This window comes from Allobosea sp. TAF32, from assembly GCF_052113585.1.
Classification (GTDB): Bacteria; Pseudomonadota; Alphaproteobacteria; order Rhizobiales; family Beijerinckiaceae; genus Allobosea.
Genome location: NZ_JBFRDM010000001.1, coordinates 1 through 19,017, shown reverse-complemented (window position 1 = coordinate 19,017; position 19,017 = coordinate 1). Strand labels below are relative to the sequence as shown.

The window sequence follows — 19,017 nt, the reverse complement described above, 5'->3', positions numbered from 1 at the left end:
TGAAGGCCGAACGGCGAATCTGCGGGGTTCGCAGGCGCCTTTCTCAAGGGACGAGGGCTAGATCGAAGGGCATGGTTTCTTCGTTCTGGTCATGGCTCATCGTCGGAGGCGCCGCGCTCGCGCTATGCCTGCTGATTGCCCGGCTCCTGTTCCAGCGTGAACAGTTGCGGCGGCAGGTCGCCGCTTTGCTCCGCGATACCGAAAATCTCAACGACCGGCTTTGGACACTCGCCGATAGCGAGGAACGCTATCGCAGCCTGATCGAAGCCCAGGGCGACCTGATCGTCAGGCGCGACGGTGCGCGCATCGTCTATGCCAACCGGGCTTATGGGGCGCTGTTCGGCGCGAGCGAGGTCGATCTCGTCGGCAGCAAGATGCAGCTGCCGCAACTCGCCAGTCGGCCAGCGCAACTGCTCGAAGGCGGAGCCCGCAGTTTCGATGAGTGTCTGGCGACGTATGAGGGCGAGCGCTGGATTTCCTGGGTCGAGACGGCGGTTGCGGGACATGGCGGGAAGGCGCTCATCCAACGCGTCGGCCGCGACATCTCCGCGCGTATCGCCGGCGAGGACGCCCTGGTCGAGGCACGCGCCCGGGCCGAAGCCGCGAGCGAGGCGAAATCGCGCTTCCTCGCCACCGTCAGCCACGAGTTCCGCACGCCGCTCAACGGCATCCTGGGGATGGCTGACCTTCTCACCGATACCGGCCCCGATGCCGAGCAGGCGACCTATATTGCAGCGTTGCGGACCTCCGGCGAGGCCTTGCTCGCGCTGGTCGACGATATCCTGGATTTCGCCAAGGTCGAGGCCGGCAAGCTCGAATTGGTCGAGGAACCCTTCGACGTCGTCCAGCTCGTCGAGACGGTGGCGGAACTCGTGGCGCCGCGGGCGCAGGCGAAGGGCATCGAGCTCTCCGCCCATATTGCGCCCGAGCTGCCCACGCGCCTCATTGGCGATCGCGACCGCCTGCGCCAGATTCTGCTCAACCTCGTCGGAAACGCGGTGAAGTTCACCGAAGCCGGCGGGGTCGGTCTCAGCCTGCGGCTGTCGGGTGCGGGCGTCGAGATCACCGTCGCCGATACCGGGCCGGGCATTCCCGTCGACCGGCTCGAGGATATCTTCAGCGAATTCGAACAGGTCGAACATGGTGCCGGCATACGGCAGTCCGGAGCCGGTCTCGGGCTGGCGATCGTCCGGCGCCTCGTTGATTTGATGGCGGGCGAAGTGAGGGCCGAAAGCCGGCTAGGCGAAGGAGCAACCTTCCGCGTCACCCTGCCGCTCGCGGCAGCTGCGGATGCCCCGCGTCCGGGCATTCCGCATTGGCCGCAACAGCATATCCTGCTGGTCTCGCCTGTTCCGTTCGCGGCGCGCTTCCTGGCGGAAGCGATCCGGGTGACCGGGGCCGCGGTCTCCGTCGCGACGACCGCCGAATCGGCGCGGGTGAAGCTGATCGGCGAAACCCGCCCGACAGCGGTTCTGATCGATCACGCACTCGGCGATATGCCGGCGAAGGATCTCGCGGCAGCGGTCGCTGCGTCGGGCATCCGCGATTGCCTGATCCTGCTCTCGCCTCTGGAGCGGCGGCAGTTCGGTGCGCCGCAGGCCGCGGGCTTCTCCGGCTTTCTCATCAAGCCGGTGCGGACGCGCTCGCTCTATGAACGGCTCGATGCGGACTTCCCGCATAGGCTTCCGGCGATGGGCGAAATCGCGAATGCCACTGCATCCGCTCGCAATTCGCCCGGCACCGGCCTTCATGTGCTGGTGGCCGAGGACAATGAAATCAACGCGCTGCTGGTCGTTCGCACGCTCGAACGTTTTGGTTGCGTCGCATTCTGGGCGCGCGACGGGCGCGAGGCTCTGCAGCGCGTGGAGGCCAGCTTTGCCGGCGCGGCTCCGCCGCTGGCGCTTGCCCTTCTCGATGTGCGCATGCCGGTGATGACGGGTCTTGATTGCGCGCGCGCCATCCGCGCGCTCGAACGCCGGCTCGGGCGCGCCTCCGCCTTGCCGCTCGTCGCCGTCACCGCGAATGTCGCGGAAGCCGATCGGGAAGCGGCTTTCGCAGCGGGGATGGATGATTGTCTCGCCAAACCGCTGGAGCGCGCGGCATTGCTGCGCTGGCTGGAGCGCCTCTCGCTACCGCCGGCAGGCAGCCTCTCGGCTTGACGGCAGTCATCGCTTCGACGCTGTTTTGTCGCGAAGTTGTAAGATCCTCCGGGCAAGCCTACCTCTAGGCCGAACGCGGCTGAGGGATCGAGATTCGCGATGGCATTGCACGTTTCTGATAGCAAGAACGCGCTGCCCTCCCGGTTTTCAGCCGGCAATGCGTTCACCCGGTTCGCTCCGCTGATGCTGATCGCGGGCGGCCCGATGCGGCGTTTCGGCGCCGAACCCGGTGAGGCTCCGCCGCTTGCGGGCACGCTCGGCCGGCTCGGTTCGCTCGAAGTTCGGCTGGCGCGCGGCCCGCGCGAGATCTGGCGGGCGCAGCGCCTGCGCTACCGTGTCTTCTACCAGGAAATGTCGGCCAAGCCCGATGTCGTCTCGCGGATGTTCCGCCGCGATGCCGACCGCTTCGACAAGGCCTGTGACCATCTCCTCGTCATCGATCATGCGGCGCGCGGCCGCTTCGGCGGCACCAAGCCCAAGGTCGTCGGCACCTACCGGCTGATGCGCCAGAGCGCGGCCGAACGGCTCGGCGGTTTCTACACGCAGAGCGAATTCGATCTGGCGCCGCTGCTCGCGCGCCATCCCGGTCAGCGCTTCCTCGAACTCGGCCGCTCCTGCGTGCTGAAGCCCTACCGCACCAAGCGGACGGTCGAGCTGCTCTGGTCCGGTATCTGGGCTTATCTCCAGCATCACCGCATCGATGCGATGTTCGGCTGCGCCTCCTTCGACGGCACCGATCCCGACTCGCTGGCCCTGCCGTTGAGCTTCCTGCACCATCAGGCTCGCTCGCAGGGCGAATGGGCCGCGGCTGCGCATCCCGAGCATTTCGTGGGCATGGATCGCCTGCCGTCGGAGATGATCGACGCAAAGCTCGCGCTCAAGGAGTTGCCCCCCTTGATCAAGGGCTATCTCCGGATCGGAGCGCGCTTCGGCACCGGCGCCGTGATCGACCGCCAGTTCGGTACCACCGACGTGCTCGTCGTGCTGCCGGTCTCGGCGATCGACAAGCGCTACGCCGACTACTATGGCGGCGAGACCCCGCGTCGCGCGGCCTGACGCTAGAGCATTTTCGAGCGAAGTGGGCACCGGTTCGCGTAAAGAAAATGCGATGAAACGAGAACTGAGAGAAACCTCGCGATGGAAGCGCCAGGTTGCTCTCACTATTCGCCGGCTGCGGCCAGCGCCCGTAGCGCCTCGCGATAGGTCGGGTAGCGGAAGGCGTAGCCGAACTCCCGCTTCACCAGCGCATTCGAGACGCGCTTGCTCTCGCCGTAGAAGCTCGCCGCCATCGGCGAGAGCTGTGCTTGCGCGAACGGGATTTCCGGCGGCGGTTCGAGGCCGGTCAGTTCGGCCGCGAAGGTGACGACGTCCTGCGGCGGCCCCGGCTCGTCGTCGGTGACGTTGTAGATCGCGCCGTTACGGGGCTGCGCCAGCGAGGCCATCAGCACGCCAGCGATGTCGTCAACATGGATGCGGTTGAAAACCTGCCCCGGCTTGATCAGCCGGTTCGCCTTGCCCTCGCGCAGCTTGGTGATGGCGTTGCGGCCGGGGCCGTAGATGCCGGAAAGACGGAAGATCTGCACCGGCTTGCCGCTGTCGCGCCCAAGCTGCAGCCAGGCCTCCTCGATCGCGACGCGCTGGCGGGTGCGGGCGTTGGTCGGAGCCGGCGGCGTGGCTTCGTCGATCCAGGCGCCGCTTTGGTCGCCATAGACGCCGATCGTCGAGAGATAGCCGATCCAGCGCAGGTTGGGCGCCGCAGCGAGCGCGCCGCGCAGCGGGCCGAGCGCCGGGTCGCCATCCTCAGCCGGCTGCACCGAGACGAGCACCGCGTCGGCCTCCGTCACCGCCTTGCTGAGCGCAGAGGACACGGCGAAGCCGCCGAAGACCAATGTCCTGATGCCTTCGCGGCTGATCTGCGCCGCCTTCTCGGCGGAGCGGACGGTGCCGGTCACTTCCCATCCCCGCGCCAGCGCGGCGCGCGCGAAGAAGCCGGCCGAATAGCCGAGGCCGAGGATCAGGATGTTCATGCGGCGTCTTCCGTCTGAGGCGTCACTGCGAGCCATTCGGCGCGCACTTGCGGATCGTCTTCGCCGGCGAGTCCCGCCGTGGCGCGCTTGCTGACACATTCGGGAGCGAGTCGGCCGAGCGCCCAGACCGCCATGGCACGGACGAGCGGCGAAGGGTCGGCGAGATGGGGCAGGGCGCTCTCGGCAAGTTCCGGCCGGCCGCTATTGCCGATGGCGATCAGCACATTGCGCAGGAAGCGGTCGCGTCCGGTGCGCTTGACCGGCGTCCCGGCGAAGAGCGTGCGGAACGCGGCGTCGTCGAGGCGAGCGAGTGCGGCGAGGTCCAGCCCGTCGAGTTCGTCCTTGAGAGCGAGCCGGGTTTCCTGCGCGGTCTGCGCGAACTTGTTCCAGGGGCAGACGGCGAGGCAGTCATCGCAGCCGAAAACGCGGTTGCCGATGCCCGGCCGCAACTCCGCGTCGATATGGCCGGGATGCTCGATCGTGAGATAGGCGATGCAGCGGCGCGCATCGAGCCGGTAGGGCGCCGGAAAGGCGTCTGTCGGGCAGATGTCGAGGCAGCGCCGGCAGGAGCCGCAATGATCGCGCTCGGCCGCATCGGCCGGCAGCTCCGCGGTGGTGTAGATCGCGCCGAGGAGCAGCCAGGAGCCGTGCTCGCGCGAGACCAGCACGGTGTGCTTGCCCTGCCAGCCCAGCCCGGCCGCCTGCGCCAGCGGTTTCTCCATCACCGGGGCCGTATCGACGAAGACCTTGACGTCGGCGCCGCCGCGCGCGGCGAGCAGCCCGGCCACGCTCTTGAGCTTGCCCTTGATGACGTCGTGATAGTCGCGCCGGCGCGCATAGAGCGAAATCGTCGCCTTGTCGGGCTGAGCCAGCGTCGCGAGCGGATCCCCGTCGCCCGCATAGTTCATGCCGAGCATGATGACGGAGCGAACCTCGCCCCACAGCCGGCGCGGATCGGCGCGCTGGTCGCGGCGCTCCTCCATCCAGCTCATCTCGCCCTGATAGCCGCTGGCGAGCCAGGCTTCGAGCCGCTCGGGCGCCTCGGGTATGGCGTCGGCCGCGGCGACGCGCATCACGGCGAAGCCTTCACCGAGCGCCCGCTCAGCGACGGCGCGCTTCAGCTTCTCGCCGCTCAGAAGTCTAGATTGTCGTAATGGGCGCTCGGAGACATGCCGGGCATGCGGTCGCTCAGCAGCGGCCGGAAGCTCGGTCTCGACTTGATCCTCGCATACCATGAGCGAGCCGCCTCATCCTCTTCCCAGGGCACGTCGCCGAGATAATCGACGCAGGACAGATGCGCCGCCGCCGCGAGATCGGCATAGCTCAGCTGCGAGCCCGCGAGCCAGTTCCTTTTGGCCAGCAGCCAGGAGATGTAGCGCAGATGATAGCGCACATTGGCGCGAGCCGCGCGGATCGCGCTCATTTCCGGCGGTCCGCCGCCATCGTCGCGGCTCATGAACCGCTTCATCACTTTTTCCATCACGAGCGGGCCGGTGATCTCCTCATGGAACTTGACGTTGAACCAGTCGAGCAGGCGGCGCACCTCGACGCGCTCGCCGGGCCCTTCCGGCAGCAGGCGGCGATCGCCGAGCGCAAGCCCGCGGGTCTCGTCGAGATATTCCGCGATCGGTCCCGCGCCGGGCACAGGTAGCCCGTTCTGCTCCTGGAAGACGGGCGTCGTCCCCGCCGTGTTGAGCTCGAGGAATTCCCGTCGTCGCTCCCAGACGCGTTCCTCGACCAATTCGGCCTCCATGCCGAACTCGCCAAGTACGAGACGGATGAAACGCGAATGCGGACATAGCGGGTAATGGTACAGGGTCGCCATGGCACTCATGAAGACTTGTGAAGCAGGCAAAATGCGTCGGAAGCAGGGCCGCCGGACTTTGTCGCGATCCGAAGGGGCGGCGAGGCTTGCTATAGTCATGCCTGAAAAGCGTCACAAGCCGCGGCAATGCGGGTGCCTGCAATTTGTCCCGGCTCCTTCGCAAAGTGGTAACCAATTTGCAAAGGCCTGGGCGTAAGCCGACGAGACGACGACCGACGCCCGGCCAGGTGCGGTCTGATTCGCGCGAGGATCTCCCGCATGCAGAACCTGATCGAAGCCTTCGTCCTCGGCATCGTCGAGGGCCTCACCGAGTTCCTGCCGGTCTCCTCGACGGGCCATCTGCTGTTGCTGGGCCATTTCCTTGGCTTCGAGTCGAACGGCAAGACCTTCGAGGTGCTGATCCAGCTCGGCGCGATCCTCGCGATCCTGCTGGTCTATTTCCGCCGCCTGCTGGACATCGCGCGACGCCTGCCGACGGACCCTTCCGCCCGGCGCTTCGTCATCGGCGTGCTGATCGCCTTCCTGCCCGCCGCGATCATCGGCGCCGCCTTGCACGGCTTCATCAAGAGCGTGCTGTTCAACCCGTTCATCGTTTGCTGCGCCCTGATCGCCGGCGGCCTGATCCTGCTCGTCGTGGACGAGATGGAGCTGCAGGAGAAGCACACCGACGCCACGACTTTCCCGCTGCCGATGTATTTCAAGATCGGCCTGATCCAGTGCCTGGCGATGATCCCAGGCGTTTCGCGGTCGGGTTCCACCATCGTCGGCGCCATGCTGCTCGGCGCCAGCAAGCGCGCCGCGGCGGAATTCTCCTTCTTCCTCGCCATGCCGACCATGGCGGGCGCCTTCGCCTATGATCTGCTGAAGAGCTACAAGGACCTGACCTTTGATGACGGCATCCTGATCGTCGTCGGCTTCATCGCGGCCTTCTTCTCGGCGCTGATCGTGGTGCGCAGCTTCCTCGACTTCGTCTCGAAGCGCGGCTTCGCCCCCTTTGCCTGGTGGCGGATCATCGTCGGCATGGTCGGTCTCGCCGGCCTCTGGATCGTCGGCTGACCGGACCGACCTGGGGAGCGCCCGTCATTTCAGGGCGCGTCGCTGGCGCGAAGCCCCGCAGTGACGATGCGACTCCATCTCAGGCTGGCCGCGATGAGTCGGCCAGCGAGTCAGCCAGCGTCGGAGACCTCGCCGCCGGCAATTGCGGCAGGGAGGTTGTCTGCCGCTCGATCATGCGGTGGACCACCGGCGGGTTCGGCCCGCTATGTAGCGCGCGTACCTGTTCGCCGATCTCGGCATCGGCTTGGGTGACGCGCTGGTTCTGCCGGACATATTCGACCCAGGTCGGGCTGTCGTAGCGCTCGATCCAGAGCGTCGGATCGGTCAGATCGCGCAGCAGGGTCCAGTGCCGGGCGCCGTCACGGCGCCGGATGCGACGCCGCTCCGCCATCACGGTCAGGAAGGCGACGACGTCTTCCGGCTTGATGATGTATTCGATCGTCACGATCACCGGGCCGGAGCGCGGCTCGATGTCGACCGCGACCTTCGGCTCGCGCCAGCGGCTGAGCGGATCGAGATTGAGCTCCTCCAGCGGCGGCAGCCGGTAGCGCAGCCCGAGCGCGGCGCCGGCCAGCAGCGTGACCGCCGAGATCAGCAGCGCCTTCTCGACGCCGAAATGCTGAGCGAGCCGGCCCCAGGCCCAGCTGCCGGTCGCCATCCCGCCGAAGGCCGCCATCTGGTAGGTCGCGAGCGCACGGCCGACGACCCAGCGCGGGGCCGAGAGCTGCACCGTGGCATTGAAGGTCGAGAGCGCGAGCACCCAGCAGGCGCCGCAGACGAAGAGCCCGGCCATCGCCAGCGGCATGGTCGAGCTGAGCGCGACGAAAATGACGCCCACGGCGTAGGCGGTAAATGTGGAGCGAACCAGAGCTTCCGTGCTCATCGCCCGCCGCAGGCGCGCACTCATGAAGGCGCCGGCCACCGCGCCCGCGCCGAAGGCGCCGAGCAGCACGCCATAGGTCAGCGGGCCGCCGCGGACGAGGTCGCGCGCGATCAGCGGCAATAGCGCCAGCCCGACGATGGCGCCGAAGCCGTAGACGAAGGCGCGCAGGATGACGGAGCGGATATTTGGCGACATCGCGACATAGCGCACGCCCGCGCCCATCGCGATCAGCATCGTCTCGCGCGGCAGGAGACGTTCGACCTTGGGCGGCCGCCAGCGCGCCAGCACGATGAGAAGGGGGATGTAGCTGACGGCATTGATGGCGAAGGCCGCGACCGCGCCGGCCGCCGCGACGATGGCGCCGCCGATGGCCGGGCCGACGCTGCGGGCGATGTTGAAGGCGACGCTGTTCAACGTCACCGCTGCCGGCACGTCGCGGCGCGGCACCATGTCTCCGACCGATGATTGCCAGGCCGGGTTGTTGAGCGCCGTGCCGCAGCCGATCAGGAAGGTGAAGGTCAGGAGCAGCCAGGGCGTGATCAGGCCGAACCAGGCGACGGCAGCCAGGCCGATGGAGACCAGCAGCATGAAGATTTGCGCGACCAGCAGGATGCGGCGGCGATCGTAATTGTCGGCGATGGCACCGGCGGCCAGCGAGAACAGCATCACCGGCAGCGTGGTCGAGGACTGCACCAGCGCCACCATCTCGGCCGAAGGCGAGATCGAGGCCATCATCCAGGAGGCACCGACCGCCTGGATCAGGCCGCCGAAATTCGAGGCGAGGCTGGCGAACCAGACGGCGCGGAAAATCGGCTGCTGCAGCGGAACGAAGGGCGAGACCCGGGCCTGCGCTGGTTTGATGCCTTCCGAGGCGAGCTCGGCTTCTATGACATCGGCCGTGGGCTGGGCGTGCGGGTCGTCAGGCATGCCATAGGGTTAGAGCATGAGTGCGGGAGGGGAAATCCTTTCCATCGGGAAGATGTCGAAACTTGGAACGTTTTTCTCCTTGGAGCCCGTTTGAAAATTGACTGAGCCATCATCCCGAGGAGCCATTCCCTTGGGAATGGCGTCTCGAAAGGATGCTCCAGGAGGCTCAGGAGACATCTGGATCATCCTTCGAGACTCGGCCGATGGCTGCTCCTCAGGATGAGGGCTGGAGGTTCCAAACGGTCTCTTACGCCACCGCGGGTTGGCGCACCTGCCGTGGCGGGCGCGGCTTGCGGGCGCGCAAGCCATGGCCGAATGCGACCAGAAGCCCGGCCAGGGCGACCCAATGCGACGGCCGCAGCGAGGCGTAATCCTGATAGATCAGGATGTCGGCATTGGCCTGGAAGACCAGCCAGGCCGAGACGCCGGAAGTCGCCGCATACCAGCCCGCTTCCAGCCCAGCGGTGAGCAGCCCTGCGAGAAGCGCGATGCCGGCTAGGGCCGGAACCGAGACCGGCAGCTTCCAGCGATACAGGCCGCGATAGAGCATCAGCAGCAGGAAGAGCCCGCTCGTCAGCACCGGCTCGGTGACATCGATCTTGGATTGCAGCGCGAAGTGCAGCAGCGCCAGTATCGCGATCGGATAGACGAGATTGTGCAGGCGCTGCCAGTTCTTGCCGAGCCGGCGGATCATGCCGTCGGTCGAGGTGGCGCCGAGCGCGCAAAGGCCGAGGAGCGCCACGAAGCCAATGGTCAGGTAGAAGCGCTTGACGATCTCGGAGACGATCAGCCCCCAATCGAACGCCATGTCGATGAAGTAGAGGCAGAGATGGCCGAGTGCATAGGCCATCACGCCGAGCCCGACCATGCGGCGGATGCCGATCAGCTTGCCCCAGTCGAACAGCCGCCGGAACGGTGAGACGGCGAGCGTGACGATGAGGATCCTGACCGCCCAGGTCCCGGTCTGGTGGATCGCTTCGGTCCAGGGCTTGGAGCCGAGCTGATGCATCCAGGCGGCATGGAGCAGGAGCAGCGCCGGTACGAACAGCAATGCGAAGGCCGCGGCCCGCAAGGGCGAGAAGCGGCCCTGTCGGTCGGTCCATGGCAGCCATGCTTTCACGGGCGGTCTCCGATGCGAAGGGTCATGCCCCGGCATAAACGATAGGGTCGGCCACTGTCCTGCACGTCTGGACACAAGCGTGTGAATGGGCTGTCCTGCCGGTCCATTTCAAGCGGGTTTCACGATGGCTTCCAGCAATCCCACCGTCGTCTTCGATGTCGGCAATGTCCTGCTGCGCTGGGACGCGCGGCTGATCTACAGCGCGCTGATCCCGGAGGCCGAGCGGCTCGACTGGTTCATGCAGAACATCTGCACGGGCGACTGGAATCTGGAGCAGGATCGCGGCCGCTCCTGGGAGGAGGGCGTGGCGTTGCTGGTCGCGCGGCATCCGGAATGGGAGCGCGAGATCCGCGCCTTCAATGAAAGCTGGCATGACAGCGTGCCCCACACCATCGCCGACAGCGTCGCGGTTCTGGAAGAGCTGAAGAGACAGGGCGAAAAGGTCTACGCCATCACCAATTTCTCGCGCGAGAAATGGGCGGAATGCCTGATCCGCTTCCCGTTCCTGCAGAGCTTCGACGGCGTCGTCGTCTCCGCCCATGAGCGGCTGCTGAAGCCGGACCCGGCGATCTACGAGGTGCTGCTCGGCCGCTACGGCCTCGACGCCGGCGATTGCGTCTTCGTCGATGACAGCGAGAAGAATATCGTTGGGGCCCGCGGTATCGGCATGCGGACCGTCCATTTCGTCGAGCCCATCGACCTGCGCGCCGAGCTGCGCGGCCTGGGCGTCAGGCTCTGACGGGCAGAGCCTGACTGTCGGAGGGAGCGCGAGCCCTCAGGCCGCGCTCTTGACTGCCACGGTGGGGGCAAGGCCTTCGGCGTCGACGCCGCGCGCCTCGCGCACCAGCCGGGTGCCCGCCTTGGTCGCGAGGAAGTCGGCGAGGACGGCATCTTCCTGGCGCACGAAGCCCTTGGCGGGCAGCTTGCCGGCGAGGAAGAGCTCGACCATCGCGACGCAGCCGGCAGCGGTGGTGAGCTGGATCGCGCCGAGCTCGTCATTGCCGTCATAGCGCAGCACGACGCTCTCTTCTTCGAGGCGGCCGCGGCGCTCGCCGACGCCGGTCACGAAGATCACGACCACGTCCTTGCGGGTGAAGGGCGCGGAATGCGTGAGGATGCGGCGCAGGGTCTCGCGGTCGTCGGCGAGATCGAGATCGCGCAGCAGGAGCTTCATGATCTCGGCATGGCCGGGATAGCGCAGTGTCTTGTAGCTCATGTTGCGCACCTTGCCGGCGAGCGTCTCGGTCAGGGTGCCGAGCCCGCCCGAGGTGTTGAACGCCTCGTAGGCGACGCCGTCGATCATCACGCTCTCGATGCCTTCGAGCGCCGGCACCAGGGTCGGCTGGCCGTCGAAGACGATCTCGCAGGGGTTGCAGTATTCGTTGATCAGGCCGTCGACCGACCAGGTCACGTTGTAGCGCAGCGCATTGGTCGGATAGAGCGGCAGCGCGCCAACGCGCATCTTGATGGCGCGGACATTTTCGAAGCGAGCGGCCATGTCGGCGCCGAGGATGCAGATGAAGCCGGGGGCCAGACCGCATTGCGGCACCAGCGCGACCTCGGAGGTGGCGCCGAGCTCCTTGATGTAGGAGGTGGTGGCGACGTCCTCGGTCAGATCGAAATAATGGGTCTTGGTTTCGGCCGCGACCTTGGCGATGCCCTTGTTCAGGAAGTACGGGCAGGCGCTGACGACGATGTCGCGGTCCTTGAGGAAGGCGCTGAGCGCGCCGAGGTCGGCGGCGTCGACCGTTGCGGTGGCGAAGCGGCCGCCGGCGGCATGCTTGAGCTGCGCCGCGGAAGCGTCGGCCAGCGTCACCTCATGGCCCTGCTCGGCCAGCATGCCGGCGATGATGACGCCGATCTGGCCGGCGCCGAGCACGGCGATGCGTTGCTTCTGGATGGTCATGTCGCGATCTCCTGACGGGTCGGGCAGGCAAGGCACCTCCCTCTCTCGTCATTCATCGCTTCAGGCAGCGCAGGCTTTAACGAGCGGATCGCCGCTGCACGCAGCGATGTGCGCGCGAGATGAGGGGATATGCGCCATATCGATGGGAAATCGACAATGCGGTTCCCGGCCGCGCCGTCGTGCCAGCGTCAGCGCTCGAATTTCCGGGCCAGAATCACGGAGGACGTTGTGCGCCGGACGCCTTCCATCTCGGCGATCCAGTCGATGATGGTGTCGAGGTCGCTCGCCGTCTCGCACTCGATCTTGACGGAGAGATCGAAATGGCCGCTCAGCGTGTGGCATTGCACGATTTCGGGCCGCTTCTTCAGGGCTGCGACCACCCCGCCCTGCTGCTTCACCTCGAGCTCGATCAGGATGAGGGCGGAGATCGTGGTGGCGGGCCGGGTCGCCTTGCCCAGGATCGTGGTGTAGCCGGCGATCACGCCGTCGCGTTCCAGCCGGGCCAGCCGTCCCTGCACGGTCGCTCGCGAGACGCCGAGCTGCTTGGCGATGTCGGACAGGGGAAGCCGCGCATTTTCGGTGAGAATGCGGATGAGCTCGCGGTCCTTCGCGGCGTCGGAGGGCCGTGCCATATCGTCTCCAGATGTGCGATGGGCCGTCATATAGCAGGGAAATCGGGCGACCCGGCAAGGAGAGACTGAAAGATCTGCCGGGCTTACTCTCCGGCCTTCTCTCCGCGATCGCGCAAGGGCTTGCCTACAAAGGAACATTTTGCAGGCGAAAGGTTATTCGGCGTGCCGGAAAAGGGCTTGCCTCGGGGCGTAAATCGGAGTGGCATGCCGACCGGCGGCAGTACGCTTTGCCATGGAGAAGGTCATGTTCAGGACATTCATTCTCGCATCCGCATCGGCCCTTGCTCTTGCATCCTTCACCGTGGCGCCGGCCTCGGCGCTGACGATGAAGGAGTGCAGCGTCAAGTATCAGGACGCCAAGAAGGCCAATACGCTCAAGGGCCAGAAGTGGAACGATTTCCGCAAGGCCCAGTGTGGTGACGACGATGCCGCCGACGACGAGGCCGCGGCTGCGGTGCCGGCCGAGCCGGCGAAGCCTGCCGCTCCGGCCGCGACGACGGCCGCTCCGGCCGGCAAGCCCATGGCGATGCCGTCCGCCAAGGCCAGGGCCGCGGTCTTCCCCAAGGCCGTTTCGCAGAAATATTCGAACGAGACCGCCGGCAAGGCGCGCCTCAAGACCTGCGTCGACCAGTACAACGCCAACAAGGCGGCTAACGCCAATGGCGAGTTGAAATGGATCGAGAAGGGCGGCGGCTACTGGAGCCAGTGCAACACCAAGCTCAAGGGCTGATCCTCGCATCGATCAGCGTTCGAAACGCCGCGCCACAAGGCGCGGCGTTTTGCGTTTCAGAGCATCTGCGACGGACGAGAAGCAGGGTCGGACGGTCTCGCCGGCGCAGGTTCGGACGGCCGTTGCCCCTTGCCGAGCATCTCGCCACGGGCGCGGATGATATGTGCCGTCACCACTTCCTGAACCCGCTTTTCCGCCGCCTCGCGGACCGCCCCCCGATTGGCGGGGCGCCCGTCCTCGGTCTCGATCAGCTCGATCGTGGCGTTGGTCAGCGCGTCGACGTCCCCCTTGCAGAACAGCATGGCCGCCTTGGCGACGACCTCCGCCTTCTCGTCGGTGAGCAGCATCGGCGTTCCCTCCCGGCCGATGCAGGCCAGCATTTTGCTGCGGATCAGGTCGCGTGTCTTCTCCAGCAGCGCCTTCTTTTCGGCCCGTGCCGCGCGCTCCTTCTCCGCCGCCTCGGGCGTCTGAGCCTGAGCGGGCGCGCCGGGTGTCACCGGGCCGCGTGCATTGGCGCTCTGCTTCACGCATTCGACCAGAGCCGGCAGCATCTCGCCGGTCGAGGTCAGCGCGAAGGTATAGCGTGCGTCATTGGCGATCAGCTCGAGGTAGCGGCCCTGGCGGAAGGCGTTGATCAGATTGGATTGCGCCGGCATCGCGATGGTGAGCAGCGTCGGTGTCTTGATGTTCGCGGTCACATCGATGGTCGAGCTGCGGTCGAAGACGAGCCGGAGATTGAGCGTCTCGCCGGCCCTGAGCTTCCAGTCGGGCCTGGTGAAGCCGAGCAGCCAGGAATACTGCGCGGTGACCGAGGTCAGCATCGTCACGCCGCTCTTGTAGCGGGCGCTGACGGCGCAATGCGAGAAGGCGCCGGTCTGGTCGTTGGTGAAGGTACCGCCCGACCAGTTGCCGACGACGATCTTTCCGAACGGGCCGGCCGCCTCCGCAGGAAGCGACAAAAGGCAGATCAAGGCGACGGCCGCGGCCCGCATTGCGGTTCCTCCGATGAGATTGGCGGCAAGCTAAAGGAGGACGGGCGAAAGGGGGAACGTTTTTTGGTGCCGCGCTGATCAGGCGGCTTCCTGCCGCAGCGGCTTGAGCAGCATGGCGAGCAGGTCGCTCTGCGTCACCAGCCCGAGCAGATGCTGCGCTTCGTCGACGATCCCGACGGCGTGGCGGCAGCCATCGGTCAGCGGCGCGATCAGCTCGATGGCGTGGGCATCGGGGCCGGCGGTGCGGGCCGGGGCCATGACATCGTCGACGCGCAGGCCCGGTCGCGTCAGCTCGCGCAGCCCGACCATGCCGAGCAGCCGGTTGTCGTGATCGACGACGGGCAGGGCACGAACGCCATGTTCGAGCAGGAGCGCGCGTGCGGCTTCGATCCCGCCGTGTCGGTCGATGCGGACGATGTCGCGGGACATGATGTCGGCGCAGCGCGGCAGGCCCTGGGAGCGCGAGAGCGCATGCATCTCGACGCGCCGCAGCAACTGGTCGAGATCCCCGCGATCGATGTCGAAGGCCTCGCCGAGATCGCCGAGCGCGGCATCGATATCGGCCTCGTTGAAGCCGATACGTTGGCTGGCCGGCAGGTCCTTCGTTCCGTGTGGATTGGCGGCGGCCACAGGACGATGCGGATAGCTATGGCTGGAGAAGCGGTGAAACAGAACGCCGAACAGGGTCAGCACCAGCGCGTTCAGCCCAACCGGCACGAAGGCGAAGCCGAGGCCGTAGGCCGAGACGAGCGGGCCGCCGAGCGCGGCCGTCAAGGCCGCCGCCCCACCGGGCGGATGCAGGCAGCGCAGCAGCGACATGGCGGCTATGGAAAGTGCAACGGCGCTGCCGGCCGCGATGGCGGGCTCGGGAACGTAACGGCCGACGAGCAATCCGATGAGCGCCGAGACGGTATTGCCTCCGACAATCGACCAGGGTTGCGCGAGCGGGCTCGACGGGATGGCGAAAAGGAGCAGGGCGGAGGCGCCCATCGGCGCGGCAAGCAGCGGCAGATGGGGATCGTTGCCGAGCAGAAGCCCGCAGATAAGCCCGGTCGCCCCGACCCCGATCAGGGCGCCGAAGCATGCGACGAGTCGGTCTCGCCATGTCGCGCCGGCCAGGATCGGCGCGAAGAACCTGCCGCGCCAGCGTCGGCTGGTCTGTGGGTCGGGAACGGGGAGGGACATTGAACTCGGCTGGCGCTGCTCAAAATTTCGGCAGGCTCAATACGCCGGAGAATGTGTCCAGACAATGCGATTCTGCTGCTGCGGCCGCGCCGGAGGGCGTGAAAAGCAGAAATCGTTCGTCCCGTGACGGGGTGTGGAAATTCGATCTCTGTGAAAAGGTCGACCGGCCGGGCTGGCCGGTCGACCTGAGGATGATCAGTCGACCACGCGCACCGCGCCCTTGGCGGCGCTCGTCGTCGTCGCAGCATAGGCCTTGAGCGCGGTCGAGACCTTGCGCTTGCGCGGCGCGGACGGCTTCCAGGCATCCTTGCCCTTGGCCTCCATCGTTGCGCGGCGGCGCGCCAGCTCCTCGTCGGAAACCTGCAACGAGATGCTGCGATTGGGGATGTCGATCGCGATGATGTCGCCGCTCTCGACAAGGCCGATCGCGCCGCCCTCGGCCGCTTCCGGCGAGACATGGCCGATGGAGAGGCCGGAGGAGCCGCCCGAGAACCGGCCGTCCGTGATGAGCGCGCAGGCTTTGCCGAGCCCCTTCGACTTCAGATAGCTCGTCGGATAGAGCATCTCCTGCATGCCGGGCCCACCGCGCGGCCCCTCATAGCGGATCAGAACGATGTCGCCGGGATTGACCTTGCGGTTGAGGATGCCGTCGACCGCCGCGTCCTGGCTCTCGAAGATCACCGCAGGGCCGGAGAATTTGAGGATCGAGGCGTCGACGCCCGCCGTCTTCACGATGCAGCCGTCCAGAGCGATGTTGCCGGAGAGCACGGCGAGCCCGCCATCCCTCGAATAGGCATGCTCCGCGCTGCGGATCACGCCCTTCTCGCGATCGATATCGAGTTCCTCGAAACGTCGGCTCTGGCTGAAGGCGGTCTGGGTCGGCACGCCGCCCGGCGCCGCGCTATAGAACGAACGCACCGCCTCGCTCTGCGTCTGCGTGATGTCCCAGCGTGCCAGCGCATCGGCCATCGTCGTGCTGTGCACGGTCGGCAGCGAGGTGTCGATCAACCCGGCGCGGTCGAGCTCGCCGAGGATCGCCATGATGCCGCCGGCGCGGTGGACGTCTTCCATATGCACGTTAGCGACGGCCGGGGCGACCTTGCACAGAACGGGCACGCGCCGCGAAAGCCGGTCGATATCCGCCATGGTGAAGTCGATCTCGGCCTCATGGGCCGCCGCCAGCAGGTGCAGCACCGTGTTGGTCGAGCCGCCCATGGCGATGTCGAGCGTCATCGCGTTCTCGAACGCCTTGAACGAGCCGACATTGCGCGGCAGCACGCTCTCGTCGTCCTGGTCGTAGTAGCGGCGGGCGATATCGACGATCAGATGGCCGGCCTCGACGAAGAGGCGCTTGCGGTCGGCATGGGTGGCGAGCGTCGAGCCGTTGCCGGGCAGGGCGAGGCCGAGCGCCTCGGTCAGGCAGTTCATCGAGTTCGCGGTGAACATGCCCGAGCAGGAGCCGCAGGTCGGGCAGGCCGAGCGCTCGATCACGTCGACCTCGGCGTCGGTATACTTGTCGTCCGCCGCCGCGATCATCGCATCGACGAGGTCGACCTTCTTCAGCACACCCTCGGCGATGAATTTGCCGGCCTCCATCGGTCCACCCGAGACGAAGACGGTCGGAATGTTCAGGCGCATCGCCGCCATCAGCATGCCCGGAGTGATCTTGTCGCAGTTGGAGATGCAGACCATCGCGTCGGCGCAATGGGCGTTGACCATGTACTCGACGCTGTCGGCGATGAGCTCGCGCGAGGGCAGGCTGTAGAGCATGCCGTCATGGCCCATGGCGATGCCGTCATCGACCGCGATGGTGTTGAACTCCTTGGCGACGCCGCCGGCCTTCTCGATCTCGCGTGCGACGAGCTGGCCGAGATCCTGGAGATGGACATGGCCCGGCACGAATTGGGTGAAGGAGTTCACCACGGCGATGATCGGCTTGCCGAAATCGCCATCCTTCATGCCTGTGGCGCGCCACAGGCCGCGGGCGCCGGCCATGTTGCGGCCATGGGTGGAGGTTGCGGATCTCAGCCTGGGCATCTCATGCGTCTCCGGTCTCGGGCTCCTGATGTCCCGTTGGGCGGCAAACTACCGTTGCCGCGCCCTGCGACAAAATTGAATTCTTCGATTTCCATGATCGGCGCCGCGCATGGCGGCCACAGGCTCTGCCTACGGGACAGATGGTTTCCGAATTGGCATAACGACACCCGCTGGAACGCGAAGAGGCGAGGGCTGCTGCACCATGCTGCGCAATATCGACGTCGATCTGCTGCGCAGCTTCGTCACGGTCGCCGAGCTGCGCAGCTTCACCCGCGCGGCGGCGGCGCTGTTCCGCAGCCAGTCTACGGTCAGCACCCAGATCCGCCGGCTCGAGGAGCTGGCGGGGCAGACGCTGCTGCAGCGCTCGCCGCAGGAAGTGCTGCTGACGCGCGCGGGCGAGCAGTTCCTCGGCTATGCCCGCCGTATCGTCTCGCTGCATGATGAGGCGCTCGACGTCATCAATGCGCAGAGCGTCAGCGGCCGAGTCAGGCTGGCGGTCATGGATGACTACGCCACCATCGTCTTGCCGGAAACGCTCGCCCGCTTTGCCCGCTCCCATCCCGAGGTCGAGCTCGAGGTCACGACCGGCTTCACCCGCGACCTGCTGAACAGCCTCGGCGAAGAGTTCGACCTGGTTCTCGCCACGCAGAAGGCCGGCGATGGGCGTGGCCAGGTCTTGCGCCGGGAACGCACCGTCTGGGCTTGCTCGGACCGGGCTGCCTTCTCGCTGGAGGAGCCGCTGCAGCTCGCCTTGCTGAAGGCGCCCAATATGTTTCGCGAATGGGCGCTGGAAGCGCTGAACGAAGCCGGGCTGCGCTGGCGCATCCTGTTCTCCTCGTCGAGCATCGGCGCTGTCGAAGCCATGGCGGCATCGGGCGCGGCGCTGACCGTGGTCAAGGCCGGCACCGCACGCCCGGAGTTGCAGTTGCTGGGGCCGGAGCAAGGGCTGCCGGCGTTGCCGGCCTCCGAGATCGCACTGCACCAGGCGCCGGGGCGCGCGGCGGCGGCCGTGGTGGCCCTGAGCGACTTCCTGGCGGAAGCGCTGAGCGATGCGCCTGCTGCATCCTGAAGGCACGGGCTCTCGCGTTCTCGCGGCATCTTCCCTCTGGCCTGATGAGGAATGGCGCCGGTTTGGCCCTGGAGCGGGCGAGAATGGCGCTCCCGACCTTGTGGAAAACTCATGATTCCAGATAACTTATTGAATTCACTAAAAATTCTGGCGTTGTCGAAAAACTTTCAAAATCGGCGTTGACAGTGAAAAGGGGCGCGCCCTATAAGCCACCCATCGAGACGGCGCCGCCGCTGAGCGGCGCCTCTTCTGCGCTTCCTAAGGACGYTGGGGCTGAGGCCGGTTCGCCGGRTGAGGTTCTGTCGGTTTTGTTGAAGCCYTGCTGTTTGAAAATTGAAGACAGAAAGAGAAACGTGGACGGCGAGTTCTTGCGGATCTGGGCTTAGGCCTAGGTCGAACGAGACTTCGGTGTGCTGCGTTTATACAAGAGCCATCGCGGGTTACTTCGGTAATCTGTAGATGTCTCCGT

Annotated in this window: 16 protein-coding genes; 6 read left to right on the top strand and 10 right to left on the bottom strand. The window is 66.4% G+C overall.

Annotated features, from left to right (window positions below; translation table 11 throughout):
* The first annotated feature begins 71 nt into the window (after window positions 1–71).
* Window positions 72–2,159, top strand: a complete 2,088-nt coding sequence (locus tag AB4Z16_RS00080) for a hybrid sensor histidine kinase/response regulator (protein ID WP_441509288.1) — start codon at window positions 72–74, stop codon at window positions 2,157–2,159.
* A gap of 204 nt (window positions 2,160–2,363) precedes the next feature.
* Window positions 2,364–3,215, top strand: a complete 852-nt coding sequence (olsB, locus tag AB4Z16_RS00075; RefSeq protein WP_441510087.1) for a l-ornithine N(alpha)-acyltransferase — start codon at window positions 2,364–2,366, stop codon at window positions 3,213–3,215.
* 104 nt (window positions 3,216–3,319) lie between these two features.
* Here the strand turns inward: olsB and AB4Z16_RS00070 are convergent, their stop codons facing one another.
* Genes AB4Z16_RS00070 through AB4Z16_RS00060 form a run of 3 tightly spaced genes read right to left on the bottom strand, consistent with a single transcriptional unit; the run spans window position 3,320 to window position 6,011 of the window.
* Window positions 3,320–4,186, bottom strand: coding sequence for an SDR family oxidoreductase (locus AB4Z16_RS00070; protein ID WP_441509287.1), 867 nt, complete (start codon window positions 4,184–4,186; stop codon window positions 3,320–3,322).
* The gene (gene queG / locus AB4Z16_RS00065) at window positions 4,183–5,307 is read right to left on the bottom strand and encodes a tRNA epoxyqueuosine(34) reductase QueG (RefSeq protein WP_441510086.1); all 1,125 of its coding nucleotides are present in this window, start codon (window positions 5,305–5,307) and stop codon (window positions 4,183–4,185) included. The genes AB4Z16_RS00070 and queG overlap by 4 nt, the downstream gene beginning before the upstream one ends.
* An 11-nt stretch (window positions 5,308–5,318) precedes the next feature.
* Window positions 5,319–6,011 (bottom strand): glutathione S-transferase family protein, encoded by a 693-nt coding sequence (locus AB4Z16_RS00060; protein WP_441509286.1) that lies wholly within the window; start codon window positions 6,009–6,011, stop codon window positions 5,319–5,321.
* Between the two features lie 258 nt (window positions 6,012–6,269).
* Here AB4Z16_RS00060 and AB4Z16_RS00055 point away from each other — a divergent pair, with 258 nt between their 5' ends.
* Window positions 6,270–7,067: an undecaprenyl-diphosphate phosphatase gene (locus AB4Z16_RS00055; protein ID WP_441509285.1), complete on the top strand. Its 798-nt coding sequence runs from the start codon at window positions 6,270–6,272 to the stop codon at window positions 7,065–7,067.
* 79 nt (window positions 7,068–7,146) lie between these two features.
* On the opposite strand, the gene AB4Z16_RS00050 is transcribed toward AB4Z16_RS00055, so the two are convergent.
* Together AB4Z16_RS00050 and AB4Z16_RS00045 are read right to left on the bottom strand one after the other, a co-directional pair.
* A complete protein-coding gene (locus AB4Z16_RS00050; protein ID WP_441509284.1) occupies window positions 7,147–8,877 on the bottom strand; it encodes an MFS transporter in 1,731 nt (576 codons plus the stop codon).
* A 247-nt stretch (window positions 8,878–9,124) separates the two neighbouring features.
* Window positions 9,125–9,997, bottom strand: a complete 873-nt coding sequence (locus AB4Z16_RS00045; RefSeq protein WP_441509283.1) for a protein-methionine-sulfoxide reductase heme-binding subunit MsrQ — start codon at window positions 9,995–9,997, stop codon at window positions 9,125–9,127.
* Between the two features lie 124 nt (window positions 9,998–10,121).
* On the opposite strand from AB4Z16_RS00045, the gene AB4Z16_RS00040 reads away from it, so the two are divergent.
* Window positions 10,122–10,736, top strand: a complete 615-nt coding sequence (locus AB4Z16_RS00040) for an HAD family hydrolase (protein WP_441509282.1) — start codon at window positions 10,122–10,124, stop codon at window positions 10,734–10,736.
* A gap of 36 nt (window positions 10,737–10,772) precedes the next feature.
* Here the strand turns inward: AB4Z16_RS00040 and AB4Z16_RS00035 are convergent, their stop codons facing one another.
* Both AB4Z16_RS00035 and AB4Z16_RS00030 read right to left on the bottom strand, forming a co-directional pair.
* Window positions 10,773–11,903, bottom strand: a complete 1,131-nt coding sequence (locus AB4Z16_RS00035; protein WP_441509281.1) for a saccharopine dehydrogenase family protein — start codon at window positions 11,901–11,903, stop codon at window positions 10,773–10,775.
* A gap of 188 nt (window positions 11,904–12,091) precedes the next feature.
* Window positions 12,092–12,535 (bottom strand): Lrp/AsnC family transcriptional regulator, encoded by a 444-nt coding sequence (locus AB4Z16_RS00030; protein ID WP_149131092.1) that lies wholly within the window; start codon window positions 12,533–12,535, stop codon window positions 12,092–12,094.
* A 244-nt stretch (window positions 12,536–12,779) separates the two neighbouring features.
* On the opposite strand from AB4Z16_RS00030, the gene AB4Z16_RS00025 reads away from it, so the two are divergent.
* Complete coding sequence (locus tag AB4Z16_RS00025) at window positions 12,780–13,265, top strand: hypothetical protein (protein WP_441509280.1); 486 nt, start codon at window positions 12,780–12,782, stop codon at window positions 13,263–13,265.
* Between the two features lie 56 nt (window positions 13,266–13,321).
* Here the strand turns inward: AB4Z16_RS00025 and AB4Z16_RS00020 are convergent, their stop codons facing one another.
* The 3 genes from AB4Z16_RS00020 to ilvD form a co-directional block, all read right to left on the bottom strand.
* Window positions 13,322–14,257: a hypothetical protein gene (locus tag AB4Z16_RS00020; RefSeq protein WP_441509279.1), complete on the bottom strand. Its 936-nt coding sequence runs from the start codon at window positions 14,255–14,257 to the stop codon at window positions 13,322–13,324.
* A 78-nt stretch (window positions 14,258–14,335) separates the two neighbouring features.
* Window positions 14,336–15,442 (bottom strand): HPP family protein, encoded by a 1,107-nt coding sequence (locus tag AB4Z16_RS00015; protein WP_441509278.1) that lies wholly within the window; start codon window positions 15,440–15,442, stop codon window positions 14,336–14,338.
* 195 nt (window positions 15,443–15,637) lie between these two features.
* The gene (gene ilvD / locus AB4Z16_RS00010) at window positions 15,638–17,479 is read right to left on the bottom strand and encodes a dihydroxy-acid dehydratase (RefSeq protein ID WP_441509277.1); all 1,842 of its coding nucleotides are present in this window, start codon (window positions 17,477–17,479) and stop codon (window positions 15,638–15,640) included.
* A gap of 202 nt (window positions 17,480–17,681) precedes the next feature.
* Between ilvD and AB4Z16_RS00005 the strand changes: the two genes are divergently transcribed.
* Window positions 17,682–18,548 carry a LysR substrate-binding domain-containing protein gene (locus AB4Z16_RS00005; protein ID WP_441509276.1) on the top strand — a complete coding sequence of 289 codons (867 nt, stop codon included), beginning with the start codon at window positions 17,682–17,684 and terminating at the stop codon, window positions 18,546–18,548.
* Window positions 18,549–19,017 lie beyond the last annotated feature (469 nt).

Coding starts and splice junctions, on each gene's coding strand:
- AB4Z16_RS00080 (WP_441509288.1), top strand. CDS start 72: ATGGTTTCTTCGTTCTGGTCATGGCTCATCGTCGGAGGCGCCGCGCTC.
- AB4Z16_RS00015 (WP_441509278.1), bottom strand. CDS start 15,442: ATGTCCCTCCCCGTTCCCGACCCACAGACCAGCCGACGCTGGCGCGGC.
- AB4Z16_RS00030 (WP_149131092.1), bottom strand. CDS start 12,535: ATGGCACGGCCCTCCGACGCCGCGAAGGACCGCGAGCTCATCCGCATT.
- AB4Z16_RS00040 (WP_441509282.1), top strand. CDS start 10,122: ATGGCTTCCAGCAATCCCACCGTCGTCTTCGATGTCGGCAATGTCCTG.
- AB4Z16_RS00035 (WP_441509281.1), bottom strand. CDS start 11,903: ATGACCATCCAGAAGCAACGCATCGCCGTGCTCGGCGCCGGCCAGATC.
- AB4Z16_RS00025 (WP_441509280.1), top strand. CDS start 12,780: ATGTTCAGGACATTCATTCTCGCATCCGCATCGGCCCTTGCTCTTGCA.
- AB4Z16_RS00050 (WP_441509284.1), bottom strand. CDS start 8,877: ATGCCTGACGACCCGCACGCCCAGCCCACGGCCGATGTCATAGAAGCC.
- AB4Z16_RS00020 (WP_441509279.1), bottom strand. CDS start 14,257: ATGCGGGCCGCGGCCGTCGCCTTGATCTGCCTTTTGTCGCTTCCTGCG.
- ilvD (WP_441509277.1), bottom strand. CDS start 17,479: ATGCCCAGGCTGAGATCCGCAACCTCCACCCATGGCCGCAACATGGCC.
- AB4Z16_RS00005 (WP_441509276.1), top strand. CDS start 17,682: ATGCTGCGCAATATCGACGTCGATCTGCTGCGCAGCTTCGTCACGGTC.
- olsB (WP_441510087.1), top strand. CDS start 2,364: ATGCGGCGTTTCGGCGCCGAACCCGGTGAGGCTCCGCCGCTTGCGGGC.
- AB4Z16_RS00070 (WP_441509287.1), bottom strand. CDS start 4,186: ATGAACATCCTGATCCTCGGCCTCGGCTATTCGGCCGGCTTCTTCGCG.
- AB4Z16_RS00060 (WP_441509286.1), bottom strand. CDS start 6,011: ATGGCGACCCTGTACCATTACCCGCTATGTCCGCATTCGCGTTTCATC.
- AB4Z16_RS00055 (WP_441509285.1), top strand. CDS start 6,270: ATGCAGAACCTGATCGAAGCCTTCGTCCTCGGCATCGTCGAGGGCCTC.